The organism is Pantoea sp. CTOTU46764, assembly GCF_031974595.1.
Taxonomy (GTDB): Bacteria; Pseudomonadota; Gammaproteobacteria; order Enterobacterales; family Enterobacteriaceae; genus Pantoea; species Pantoea trifolii.
Genome location: NZ_DALYOQ010000101.1, coordinates 1 through 11138, shown reverse-complemented (window position 1 = coordinate 11138; position 11138 = coordinate 1). Strand labels below are relative to the sequence as shown.

The following is an 11138-nucleotide window of genomic DNA, read 5'->3' as shown; positions in this document are numbered from 1 at the left end:
GGTTTTCGGCTCAACGGCGATAGAGATTACCGGCTCAGGGAATTCCATACGCTCAAGAATGATGACGTTGTCTGGGTCACACAGGGTGTCACCAGTAGTTACGTCTTTCAAACCGATCGCAGCGGCGATATCGCCTGCACGAACTTCCTTGATCTCTTCACGTTTGTTCGCATGCATCTGAACGATACGGCCCAGACGCTCACGGTTTGACTTAACCGGGTTGTACACGGTGTCACCGGTGTTAACAACACCAGAGTAAACGCGGAAGAAGGTCAGGTTACCAACAAACGGGTCGGTAGCGATTTTGAACGCCAGCGCAGCAAACGGCTCTTTGTCATCGGAATGACGCTCAGCCGGCGTGTCTTTACCGTCGTCCAGCATACCGTTAATCGCGGTAACGTCAGTCGGTGCTGGCAGGTATTCAACTACCGCATCCAGCATCGCCTGAACACCTTTGTTCTTAAATGCAGAACCACAGGTAACCAGGATGATTTCGTTTTTCAGTACGCGCTTACGCAGAGAAGTTTTGATCTCTTCTTCTGTCAGTTCTTCACCGCCGAAGAATTTCTCCATCAGCTCATCAGAACCCTCAGCAGCGGCTTCAACCAGCTTCGCACGCCATTCTTCAGCCAGTTCCTGCATATCAGCTGGGATATCTTCGTAAACGAAGGTAACGCCCTGATCGGCATCGTTCCAGTTGATCGCTTTCATTTTCACCAGGTCAACAACACCGGTGAAACCTTCTTCTGCGCCGATAGCCAGTTGAAGTGGAACTGGGTTTGCACCCAAGCGCACTTGCATCTGCTCAACAACTTTCAGGAAGTTAGCACCCATGCGGTCCATTTTGTTAACGAACGCGATGCGTGGAACTTTATATTTGTTAGCCTGGCGCCATACGGTTTCAGACTGTGGCTGAACACCACCAACTGCACAGTAAACCATTACTGCGCCATCAAGCACACGCATAGAACGCTCAACTTCGATGGTGAAGTCAACGTGTCCAGGGGTGTCGATGATGTTTACGTGGTGTGGTTCAAACTGCTTAGCCATACCAGACCAGAAACAGGTAGTTGCAGCGGACGTGATGGTAATACCACGTTCCTGCTCCTGCTCCATCCAGTCCATGGTTGCTGCGCCGTCATGAACTTCACCGATTTTGTGGTTTACACCGGTGTAGAACAGAACACGTTCGGTAGTTGTAGTCTTACCGGCGTCGATGTGCGCACTGATACCAATGTTACGGTAGCGCTCAATGGGTGTTTTACGAGCCATTTGATTCCTCTGATTCTGAGACGTTCTAAGTTAAAAAAGCCCAGCAGGTGAGTCACTGGGACGCCCGCTGGGTTTATAACAACTACGTTGCTGTTACCAGCGGTAGTGTGCGAACGCCTTGTTGGCTTCAGCCATGCGGTGAACGTCTTCACGTTTCTTAACTGCAGTACCTTTGTTCTCTGCAGCATCAGAAAGTTCGTTCGCCAGGCGGAGAGCCATAGATTTATCACCGCGTTTACGAGCAGCTTCTACGATCCAACGCATTGCCAGGGCATTACGACGAACCGGACGGACTTCAACTGGAACCTGGTAGGTAGAACCACCAACGCGACGTGACTTAACTTCGACAGTCGGACGTACGTTTTCGAGAGCAACCTCGAACGCTTCCAGGCCATCTTTACCAGCGCGTTGAGCCAGGGTATCAAGCGCGGTATAGACGATAGATTCAGCAGTAGATTTTTTACCATCTACCATCAGGATATTTACAAATTTAGCCAGCAGCTCTGATCCGAACTTAGGATCCGGCAGAATTTTACGCTGACCAATGACGCGACGACGTGGCATGGAAATACTCCGTTGTTAATTCAGGATTGTCCAAAACTCTACGAGTTTAGTTTGACATTTAAGTTAAAACGTTTGGCCTTACTTAACGGAGAACCATTAAGCCTTTGGCTTCTTCACGCCGTACTTGGAGCGTGACTGCTTACGGTCTTTAACACCTGAGCAGTCCAGCGCGCCACGAACGGTGTGGTAACGCACACCTGGCAAGTCTTTAACACGACCGCCACGGATCAGGATCACGGAGTGCTCCTGCAGGTTATGACCTTCACCGCCGATGTAGGAGGTAACTTCAAAACCGTTAGTCAAACGCACACGGCAAACTTTACGCAGTGCTGAGTTTGGTTTTTTAGGGGTAGTGGTGTACACACGAGTACATACACCACGTTTCTGCGGGCAGGCTTCCAGCGCAGGCACGTTGCTCTTTGCAACTTTGCGTACGCGTGGTTTGCGAACCAGCTGGTTAACTGTTGCCATTAAATAGCTCCTGGGATTTAGCTTTTTGCTTCGTAAACACGTAATAAATCGCCTCGTATTACTACGAGGAGGCAGAATTTTAGGGCTGTGTCAAAAGGGTGTCAAGAAATAACCAGGTTTTCGCTCTTACCAGGCCACTTGTTGTTGGTGCTTCGCTGTTAACGCAACGAAACCAGTATAGTCTAAACGTGCTACTTTGGTCGAAATTTGCTCAATCAGGCCGCGCGCCGCCACATCTTCTTCTAATACCCACAGCGTAGCCGGCGATGCGCTGAGCCTGGTTAACACCTGGCTGCCAGCCAATGCGGCAGTTACGCCATCCTGCAATAAAAGCAGATCGTCGCCTTCCTGCAATAAAAGCAGCAGGCTATCGAGATCGCATTGCCAGGGAGATTGCAGCAACGTGTAAAGCATGATCAGTTCTCAGAATCGAATAACACGATGATAGGTAGCCAGCTTTTCGCGTAGCGATGCAGCATCCAGCACCTCAGCAGCCAGCACGCGTTCAGCCGTCAAATTTTGTCCGCGCACCAACAGCGAATCGGCGCAGACAAAACACTGGTCGATATCGTAGAGCGCCAGCACGCCAAAGGTCGCGATGTAGTTGCGCGCCAGAATCTGCTCAGGCTGCTGGTCGCAATTGAGCTGCAGCACGCCATCCCCGATAAAGAACAGACCGATATCTTCGCTTAATGCGCCCGTCGCCAGCACAGCATCCAGCCCTTCCCTGCCCGCACTACTTCCGTGCGGTGCCTGAGTAAACAGAAACGCCACACGGTTCATCAGAATTGCACCAGACGATCGCAGCTCAGCGCGGCTTCAGCCAGTGCGCCCAAACCGCTGAGTTCAAAACCTGGCTGCAAATTACTGCCCGCCAGTTGCAAGCGTGCGGCTTCCTGCGCGTCGGTTACGCCACGCCGTAATGCAGCCGCCACACATATATTCAACGCGGCGCCACTTTCAGCACGCAGTTGCTGCCATTCACGCACCATATCCACTTCATCGCTGGCCGGCGCGCTCAGTTGGTTAGCGTTCAGCACGCCTTCACGATAGAAGAACACGCTCTCCAGCTGATGTCCGGCATTTATCAGCGCACGCGCAAACAGCAGCGCGCTGCTGGCGTGTTGCGTGCCGTATGCCGGTCCGGTGACCAGCAAGGTGTAGCGCATTAGCGATCCTGCCCCTGGAAATCACCGTTTTTAAACTGGCGAATATAGAGGTAAACCGTGTGCTTGGAGATATTGAGGCGGTCGGCCACCTGATTGATCGCGTCTTTAATGTCGAAAATGCCCTTCTCATACATATTGAGCACGATCTGCCGATTCTTAGCATTGTTAGAAACGTTACGGTCAGCGCTCACTTCTTCTATTGCGAACTCCAGCGTCTGCATCACCAGGTCTTCCACCGAGCTGGCAAAATTGACGTTGGAATCCACTTGCTGCATTTCCGGCGGCATAAAAGTCGACATAATTTGTGAGAACGGCACGTCGAGGTTCATGTTGATGCACAGCAAGCCAATGACGCGCTGCTGACGATTACGAATCGCGATAGTGACCGATTTCATCAGCACGCCGCTTTTCGCGCGCGTGAAGTAGGCTCTGGAGACATTGCTGTCTGCGCCGTGCATATCGTGCAGCATACGCAGGGCCAAATCGGTAATCGGCGAACCCACTTTACGCCCGGTATGTTCACCGTTGGCGATACGCACCGCAGAACACTTCAAATCTTCCAGCGAGTGCAACACGATTTCGCAGTGCGAGCCAATTAGCATCGCCAGGCCATCGACAACGGCTTCGTAGGATTTGAGGATATCGTAGTCTGCTTGCTCGAACGGACGTTGCTCCAGTAAATCGAAGTCAGTCAGTTCACCGGGATTGAATGGATTAGACATCGAAGACATTACCCTAAATGGCTGGAGCCTGTCTCGACAGCATTGGGGCAGACTCATATGGTGATAGTTAAGCAGGCGTTAGTCTGGCAAATGTCATGGTCTTTAGCCAGACCTTTACCTCTATCTCCGAAATAAAAACGCCGCCCGTAGGCGGCGTGGTGCAGAAAGTTCAGATTACTGCGCTTTCTGATCGCCAGCGACTGGAGCCTGCGCTTTTTCATCCGCTTTCGGCGCTGGCTTGATGTCGAGCAGTTCGACATCGAACACCAGCGTGGAGTTAGCCGGAATACCCGGAACGCCATTTTTGCCGTAAGCCAGGTTCGGTGGGATCACCAGCTTGATCTTGCCGCCTTTCTTCACGTGCTTCAGACCTTCGGTCCAGCCCGGAATCACACCGTCCAGACGGAACGACAGCGGCTCGCCACGAGTATATGAGTTATCGAACTCAGTACCGTCGATCAGCGTACCTTTGTAGTTCACCACCACAGTATCACTGTCTTTAGGTACATCACCGGTACCTTCTTTCTCTACCTGATACAGCAGGCCAGATTCGGTTTTCTTCACGCCTTTTTCTTTAGCGAATTTGTCAGCGTAAGCAGAGCCCTTATCAGAGTTCTCTTTCGCGTCTTTTTCCATCTTCGCCTGAGCTGCACCTTTCACGCGGCCTTCAAAGGCCTGCAGGGTTTGCTCAATCTCTTGATCAGAAAGTTTGCTCTTGCCGCCAAAGGCGTCCTGAACACCCGCGATCAACTGATCTTTATCCAGTTTGATGCCCAGCTTCTCTTGTTCCTTCAGAGAGTTGTCCATGTAGCGACCAAGGGACGCGCCAAGTGCATAGGCTGATTGCTGATCTTCGTTTTTGAAGGCAGCATTTTTCGGTGCTTGCGGCGCGGCCTGAGCGGCGTCTGCTGGAGCAGCGGCGGTTTCTGCTGCCATTGCCAGCGGTGCATTCAGCGCGAAGGCCATGGTGGTAGCTAACAATGTGACTTTAAACAGTGAATTCATCCTTTCTCCAAAACCGAAGCCTCTAACCTCGGGAAACATTGCGGACTGAGGCCCACACTATAACTTTACGTGGCAGCGGCGAACACTCCCACAATGTAATTACCCGTTTAACCTCCGACCTTTTTTGCTTCAGGAAGTTTCATCAGAGATATAGGCGTTATGCGCCGTTTCAATGCAGCATGACGCGGAAAGGTAAAATATCAGGTGATTCTGAAGCGAAACGCCGTAGAATCACGCCCGAAACAGATTAACGCGCAGCACCGCAAGATGAGGAAAGATCATGCAACCAACAGAATGGGAACAACGCCTTGATGCGCTGGAGAGCAAGCTGGCTTTTCAGGAATACACCATCGATCAGCTCAATCAAACGGTGGTTCAGCATGAGCTGGAGATGATCAGACTGCGTGAGCAAGTCCGTCTGTTAATCGATAAAGTGAAAGATAGCGCGCCGTCGATGATCGCATCACAGTCAGAAGAAACGCCGCCGCCGCATTACTAAAAGAAAAGGCCACCCGAAGGTGGCCTTGCCAGCATCACACTGATTAGTGGCTGCAGCCGCAACCGCCAGTGCCACAGCCGCCCTGGCCGTGATCGTGACCATGGTCGTGGTCATGATCGTGATGATGACCATCCGCGCCATGCACGTGACCGTGCGCCAGTTCTTCTTCGGTCGCTGCGCGAATCGCCACAACTTCCACGTTGAAGTTCAGGTTCTGACCCGCCAGCATGTGGTTACCATCAACCACCACGTGCTCATCTTCAACTTCGGTGATTTCAACCGGTACTGGACCTTGATCGGTTTCTGCCAGGAAGCGCATGCCAACCTGCAGTTCATCAACGCCCATAAACACGTCTTTTGGTACGCGCTGTACGAGGTTGTCATCGTATTGACCGTAAGCGTCGTTCGCCGGGATATGCACGTCAAACTTATCGCCTACATCATGATTTTCCAGCGCTTTTTCCAGACCAGAAATCAGGGAACCATGACCGTGCAGATAGTCCAACGGTGCACTCACCGGTGACTCGTCAACCAACACACCGTCTTCGGTACGAACCTGATACGCCAGGCTCACCACCAGGTCTTTTGCTACTTTCATGATATCTCCTAACCGTTGAGAACTAAGATCCCGTCCCATTGGTCAATTTTGCGTGCAATAAACCAACCAGAAAGGTTCAAGACTGAGGATGCCAATAGTGTTGCGGCATACTGCTCAGCGTTAATGGCGCCGATTGTAGCGGAATTCAATCCCGCTGTAAGTTCAAGCTTAAAAAAAGCTGCGCCATTGCGCTACTCAGGATGAAAAACGCCGATCACTTGCTCGTTAGTGCGAACCTGATCGCGCACTTGCTTGTCAGCCTCACGCATCTGATGACCGCACTGAACACATTCCACCACTTCAACGTTGTTTTCACGCCACAACGCCAAGGTATCTTTTGCCTGGCACTTTGGACAAACCGCACCGGCTATAAAGCGTTTACGCATACTGTTTCCTGCCGTCGTTAATGAACGGATTAAGTAAGTATAGATCTACTCGTCATCCCAGCCGTCGAACTGGCGTTTTTCGTGCTGCATTTCGCGTTGGAAGATATCCTCCAGCTCGCGCCGCGCCTCACGCACACGTGAAACCTGCGCGCTGTCATCATGGCTTGGCACCAGTTCACGCAGCATGCGCATATCCAGACGACGGAAATGTTGCTGTGCGCGCTGCGCCTGATGCGGATGCATGCCCAGTGAGATCAGCGTTTTACGGCCCAGCTCCAGCGCACTGGAGAACGTCTCACGTGAGAACAGCGTGACGCCAGCCTGCAACAGTTCATGCGCCTCAACACGGCCACGCGCGCGCGCCAGGATTTCCAGCTGCGGGAAATGCTGCTGACACAGCTGCACGATGCTCATCGAATCTTCCGGATCGTTGCAGGTAATGACGATGGATTGCGCATTCTCCGCGCCCGCTGCACGCAGCAGCTCCAGCTCGGTGGCGTCGCCATAATAAACCTTATAGCCATATTTACGCATCAGGCTCACCGCCGAGATATCGCGCTCCAGCACCGTAATGCGTTTGTTGTTCGCCATCAGCAAACGGCCAACCACCTGACCAAAACGACCAAAGCCCACCACAATGACCTGCGGCTGATCGTCTTCGACGAAGTGCTTCTCGGCATTTTCATCGGGTTCATTAAAGCGATGCGCCAGTAAACGGTCGATGCCGTTCATCAGCAGCGGCGTGGTCATCATCGACAGCGTCACCGTTACCAGCAGCAGCGGCATTTGGTCGCCGCTGAACATTTTGGCCGATGACGCTGCCGAGAACAGCACAAAGGCAAATTCGCCACCCTGGCTTAACACACCGGCAAACTGCTGGCGCTCTGAACTGCGCAGGCCATAAATGCGCCCCAGCACATACAGCACCAGCGTTTTCACCGTCACCAGAATCAGCACGCCCAGCAAAATTTCAGTGATGTGGGTATAAAGCACGCCGAGATTCAGCGCCATGCCAACCGAAATAAAGAACAAGCCCAACAGCAAGCCTTTGAACGGTTCGATGGCCACTTCCAGCTCGTGGCGGTATTCACTTTCCGCCAACAGAATACCGGCGATAAAAGTACCCAGCGCCATCGACAGGCCGAGCGCGTCCATAAACAGCGCCGAACCCAGCACCAGCAGCAGCGACGCGGCAGTAAACACTTCGCGTACGCCGGATGCGGCAATAAAGCGCAGAATCGGGCGCAGCAGATAACGGCCACCAATCAGCATCCCGCCGAACGCCAGCACTTTCATCCCGACTTTCAACCAGTCAACGTGACCGCTATCGCCGCCCGCCAGCAGCGGCACCAATGCCAACGCGGGAATCACCGCCAAATCCTGGAACAGCAACACAGAGAAACCGAGCTGCCCCGATTCACTGCGGTTCATGCCTTTATCGCGCATCAGCTGCAGCGCCATCGCCGTCGATGACATCGCCAGGCCAATGCCGCCAATCACCGCCGCCTGCCAGCTAAAGTCGGTCAGCCACAGCAATCCGCCGAGAATAGCGGCGGAGATCAGCACCTGAGCGGCACCCACGCCAAAGATAGAGCGGCGCAGCGCCCAGAGTTTCGACGGGTTCAGTTCCAGCCCGATGATGAACATCAGGAACACCACGCCGAGTTCGGAGAAGTGCAGAATCTCCTCAACGTCGCTGATGAAACCCAATCCCCACGGACCAATCGCAATACCGGCCAGCAAATAGCCCAGCACCGCGCCAATGCCAAGACGCGCCGCAATCGGCACAATCAGCACCGCCGCAACCAGATAAATCACGCCCGCCGTCAGTAACGTTTCGCCTTCCATCACACACCTCCTTGCGGCAGCGGTGAAGCCAGCCAGTCGCCGTACGCTCGGGCAAAATTACGCATCACTTCCGGCGTCTGCCGACGCGCCCAGTGAATCACCATCGGCGTCATCCAGTGCATGCGACACATCTGCGCCGTCAGCTCAAACGGACGCATGATGTCACTCATCGGATAGCGATTCAGGCCGCTAGGGTGATACGCCGCTTCCGGTTCGCCGGTGGTCACCACGCTGCGCCAGTATTTGCCTTCCAGCGCATTGCCATCTGGACCGCTGGCAAAGCCGCGCGACAGCACACGATCCAGCCACTCCTTCAGGAGCGCCGGGCAGCTGTAGGTATAAAGTGGATGTTGGAATACAACGATTTGATGTTCGCGCAGCAACTGTTGCTCATGGTGAATATCAATAAAGAAATCCGGATAGTGGGCGTATAAATCGTGCACCGTGACGTGGTCCAGTTCCATAGCCGACTGCAGCAAAACCCGATTAGCAATCGAATCCTGTGATTCCGGATGGGCGTAAAGCAGCAATATTTTGGGTGGCTGCGACATCGTTCCCCTCCAAAGCGTCGTCACGGCACAGGAATTCCGCTACCATGCTCGACGCAACAAATTTTCTCGAATTATGTTGCCGGTAAATTAACATATTCTGACGATACGGCGCTTATGATTGTCTTTTCAGCACTACAAATTCGCCGCGGCACCAATGTGCTGCTGGATAACGCAACAGCCACCATAAACCCCGGCCAGAAAGTGGGCTTAGTGGGTAAAAACGGCTGCGGCAAATCGACGCTGCTGTCATTGCTGAAGGGCGAGATCAGCAGCGATGCAGGTAACGCCACCTTCCCAAGCAACTGGGCGCTGGCGTGGGTCAATCAGGAAACCCCGGCGCTGAGCAAACCCGCGCTGGAGTATGTTATCGACGGCGACCGTGAATATCGTCAGCTTGAATCTGAATTAGCCGACGCCAATGGGCGCAACGATGGCAACGCCATCGCCCTGGTGCACGGCAAGCTGGATGCGATTCAGGCGTGGAGCATACCTGCTCGCGCCTCAAGTTTGTTGCACGGTTTGGGCTTTAGCCAGGAACAATTAATGCGGCCGGTGAGCGATTTCTCCGGTGGCTGGCGCATGCGCCTCAACCTCGCGCAGGCGCTGGTGTGCCGTTCCGATCTGCTGCTGCTCGATGAACCGACCAACCACCTCGATCTCGATGCCGTGATCTGGCTAGAACGCTGGCTGAAAAGCTACGAGGGTACGCTGGTGCTGATTTCGCACGACCGCGACTTCCTCGATCCGGTGGTCGATAAGATCATCCACATCGAACAGCAAACGATGTTTGAATACACTGGCAACTACAGCTCGTTCGAACGTCAGCGCGTCGCCAAGCTGGCGCAACAGCAAGCGCTGTTCCAGAGCCAGCAGGAAAAAGTGGCGCACCTGCAAAAGTATATCGATCGCTTCCGCGCGCAGGCCACCAAAGCGAAGCAGGCGCAGAGCCGCATCAAAATGCTGGAGCGCATGGAGCTGATTGCGCCAGCACACGTCGATAACCCGTTTAGCTTCAGTTTCCGCGCGCCAGAAAGTTTGCCGAATCCGTTGCTAAAGATGGAACGCGTCACCGCCGGTTATGGCGAGCGCATCATTCTCGACGCCATCAAACTTAACCTTGTGCCGGGTTCGCGTATTGGCCTGCTGGGCCGTAACGGCGCGGGTAAATCGACGCTAATCAAACTGCTCGCCGGTGAGCTCGAGGCGCTGGATGGCAAAGTTGGCCTGGCGAAAGGCATCAAGCTCGGTTACTTCGCCCAGCATCAGCTGGAATATCTGCGCGCCGATGAATCGCCGTTGCAGCATTTGTCACGCATCGCACCGAAAGTGCTTGAGCAGCAGCTGCGCGATTATCTTGGTGGCTTCGGCTTCCAGGGCGATAAAGTCAGCGAAATCACTGAACGCTTCTCCGGCGGCGAAAAAGCGCGTCTGGTGTTGGCATTGATTGTTTGGCAGCGCCCGAACCTGCTGCTGCTCGATGAACCGACTAACCACCTCGATCTTGATATGCGTCAGGCGCTGACCGAAGCGCTAATTGATTTCGAAGGCGCGTTGGTGGTGGTCTCGCACGATCGTCATCTGCTGCGCGCCACCACAGACGATCTCTATCTGGTGCACGACGGCAAGGTCGATGTGTTTGAAGGCGACCTGGAAGATTATCAGCAGTGGCTGAGCGATCTGCAGAAGCAGCAAGCACAACAGGATGCCTCGCCGAAGCAGGATAACGGCAACAGCGCGCAATCGCGTAAAGACCAGAAACGCCGCGACGCCGAGCTGCGTGCACAAACGCAGCCGCTGCGTAAAGAGATCGAGAAACTTGAGAAGCAGATGGCGAAGTGGCAGAGTCAGCTCAGCGATGCGGAAGCGCAACTGGCCGACAGCGCGATTTACGATCAGAGTCGCAAAGCCGATTTGAACGTGGCGCTGCAGCGTCAGGCAGAAAGTAAGGCCGCGCTGGAAGAGGTCGAAATGGCATGGCTGGATGCGCAGGAACAGCTGGAGCAAATGCTGGCGGGTTGATTGTGCACGCTGTCCCCCTCCTCGGTCCTCCCCC

The 11138-nt window shown here is 53.9% G+C and carries 14 protein-coding genes; 2 read left to right on the top strand and 12 right to left on the bottom strand.

Going from position 1 to position 11138, the window contains the following annotated elements:
- The 8 genes from fusA to fkpA all read right to left on the bottom strand — a co-directional run.
- The coding region (fusA, locus tag RTM06_RS21730; RefSeq protein ID WP_312184685.1) for an elongation factor G at positions 1-1272 on the bottom strand (1272 nt) is incomplete at its 3' end.
- Positions 1273-1365: 93 nt separating this feature from the next.
- Positions 1366-1836 carry a 30S ribosomal protein S7 gene (gene rpsG / locus RTM06_RS21725; RefSeq protein WP_007886246.1) on the bottom strand — a complete coding sequence of 157 codons (471 nt, stop codon included), beginning with the start codon at positions 1834-1836 and terminating at the stop codon, positions 1366-1368.
- A gap of 96 nt (positions 1837-1932) precedes the next feature.
- Positions 1933-2307: a 30S ribosomal protein S12 gene (gene rpsL / locus RTM06_RS21720; protein ID WP_006120575.1), complete on the bottom strand. Its 375-nt coding sequence runs from the start codon at positions 2305-2307 to the stop codon at positions 1933-1935.
- 126 nt (positions 2308-2433) lie between these two features.
- A complete protein-coding gene (gene tusB / locus RTM06_RS21715) occupies positions 2434-2721 on the bottom strand; it encodes a sulfurtransferase complex subunit TusB (RefSeq protein ID WP_256697632.1) in 288 nt (95 codons plus the stop codon).
- 9 nt (positions 2722-2730) lie between these two features.
- Positions 2731-3090, bottom strand: a complete 360-nt coding sequence (tusC, locus tag RTM06_RS21710) for a sulfurtransferase complex subunit TusC (protein WP_312184684.1) — start codon at positions 3088-3090, stop codon at positions 2731-2733.
- Positions 3090-3476 carry a sulfurtransferase complex subunit TusD gene (gene tusD / locus RTM06_RS21705; protein ID WP_312184683.1) on the bottom strand — a complete coding sequence of 129 codons (387 nt, stop codon included), beginning with the start codon at positions 3474-3476 and terminating at the stop codon, positions 3090-3092. Before tusD ends, tusC begins: the two co-directional genes overlap by 1 nt.
- A complete protein-coding gene (locus RTM06_RS21700; RefSeq protein WP_312184682.1) occupies positions 3476-4198 on the bottom strand; it encodes a transcriptional regulator in 723 nt (240 codons plus the stop codon). The genes tusD and RTM06_RS21700 overlap by 1 nt, the downstream gene beginning before the upstream one ends.
- Before the next feature lie 174 nt (positions 4199-4372).
- Positions 4373-5203 carry an FKBP-type peptidyl-prolyl cis-trans isomerase gene (gene fkpA, locus RTM06_RS21695; RefSeq protein WP_008102198.1) on the bottom strand — a complete coding sequence of 277 codons (831 nt, stop codon included), beginning with the start codon at positions 5201-5203 and terminating at the stop codon, positions 4373-4375.
- A 280-nt stretch (positions 5204-5483) separates the two neighbouring features.
- Between fkpA and RTM06_RS21690 the strand changes: the two genes are divergently transcribed.
- Positions 5484-5702 (top strand): SlyX family protein, encoded by a 219-nt coding sequence (locus RTM06_RS21690; protein ID WP_312184681.1) that lies wholly within the window; start codon positions 5484-5486, stop codon positions 5700-5702.
- Positions 5703-5745: 43 nt separating this feature from the next.
- Here RTM06_RS21690 and slyD read toward each other — a convergent pair whose 3' ends face one another.
- The 4 genes from slyD to kefG all read right to left on the bottom strand — a co-directional run bounded on the left by slyD (position 5746) and on the right by kefG (position 9085).
- A complete protein-coding gene (gene slyD, locus RTM06_RS21685; RefSeq protein WP_049851962.1) occupies positions 5746-6300 on the bottom strand; it encodes a peptidylprolyl isomerase in 555 nt (184 codons plus the stop codon).
- Positions 6301-6491: 191 nt separating this feature from the next.
- Positions 6492-6686, bottom strand: coding sequence for a YheV family putative zinc ribbon protein (locus RTM06_RS21680; protein WP_008101839.1), 195 nt, complete (start codon positions 6684-6686; stop codon positions 6492-6494).
- Between the two features lie 45 nt (positions 6687-6731).
- Positions 6732-8534 carry a glutathione-regulated potassium-efflux system protein KefB gene (gene kefB / locus RTM06_RS21675; protein ID WP_312184680.1) on the bottom strand — a complete coding sequence of 601 codons (1803 nt, stop codon included), beginning with the start codon at positions 8532-8534 and terminating at the stop codon, positions 6732-6734.
- Positions 8534-9085, bottom strand: coding sequence for a glutathione-regulated potassium-efflux system ancillary protein KefG (gene kefG / locus RTM06_RS21670; RefSeq protein ID WP_256697638.1), 552 nt, complete (start codon positions 9083-9085; stop codon positions 8534-8536). The genes kefB and kefG overlap by 1 nt, the downstream gene beginning before the upstream one ends.
- Before the next feature lie 114 nt (positions 9086-9199).
- Here kefG and RTM06_RS21665 point away from each other — a divergent pair, with 114 nt between their 5' ends.
- Positions 9200-11104, top strand: a complete 1905-nt coding sequence (locus RTM06_RS21665) for an ABC transporter ATP-binding protein (RefSeq protein WP_312184679.1) — start codon at positions 9200-9202, stop codon at positions 11102-11104.
- Positions 11105-11138 lie beyond the last annotated feature (34 nt).

Excerpts from the sequence above, each read along its gene's own strand:
- rpsG (WP_007886246.1), bottom strand. The coding sequence starts at position 1,836 with ATGCCACGTCGTCGCGTCATTGGTCAGCGTAAAATTCTGCCGGATCCT.
- rpsL (WP_006120575.1), bottom strand. The coding sequence starts at position 2,307 with ATGGCAACAGTTAACCAGCTGGTTCGCAAACCACGCGTACGCAAAGTT.
- tusB (WP_256697632.1), bottom strand. The coding sequence starts at position 2,721 with ATGCTTTACACGTTGCTGCAATCTCCCTGGCAATGCGATCTCGATAGC.
- tusC (WP_312184684.1), bottom strand. The coding sequence starts at position 3,090 with ATGAACCGTGTGGCGTTTCTGTTTACTCAGGCACCGCACGGAAGTAGT.
- tusD (WP_312184683.1), bottom strand. The coding sequence starts at position 3,476 with ATGCGCTACACCTTGCTGGTCACCGGACCGGCATACGGCACGCAACAC.
- RTM06_RS21700 (WP_312184682.1), bottom strand. The coding sequence starts at position 4,198 with ATGTCTAATCCATTCAATCCCGGTGAACTGACTGACTTCGATTTACTG.
- fkpA (WP_008102198.1), bottom strand. The coding sequence starts at position 5,203 with ATGAATTCACTGTTTAAAGTCACATTGTTAGCTACCACCATGGCCTTC.
- RTM06_RS21690 (WP_312184681.1), top strand. The coding sequence starts at position 5,484 with ATGCAACCAACAGAATGGGAACAACGCCTTGATGCGCTGGAGAGCAAG.
- slyD (WP_049851962.1), bottom strand. The coding sequence starts at position 6,300 with ATGAAAGTAGCAAAAGACCTGGTGGTGAGCCTGGCGTATCAGGTTCGT.
- RTM06_RS21680 (WP_008101839.1), bottom strand. The coding sequence starts at position 6,686 with ATGCGTAAACGCTTTATAGCCGGTGCGGTTTGTCCAAAGTGCCAGGCA.
- kefB (WP_312184680.1), bottom strand. The coding sequence starts at position 8,534 with ATGGAAGGCGAAACGTTACTGACGGCGGGCGTGATTTATCTGGTTGCG.
- kefG (WP_256697638.1), bottom strand. The coding sequence starts at position 9,085 with ATGTCGCAGCCACCCAAAATATTGCTGCTTTACGCCCATCCGGAATCA.
- RTM06_RS21665 (WP_312184679.1), top strand. The coding sequence starts at position 9,200 with ATGATTGTCTTTTCAGCACTACAAATTCGCCGCGGCACCAATGTGCTG.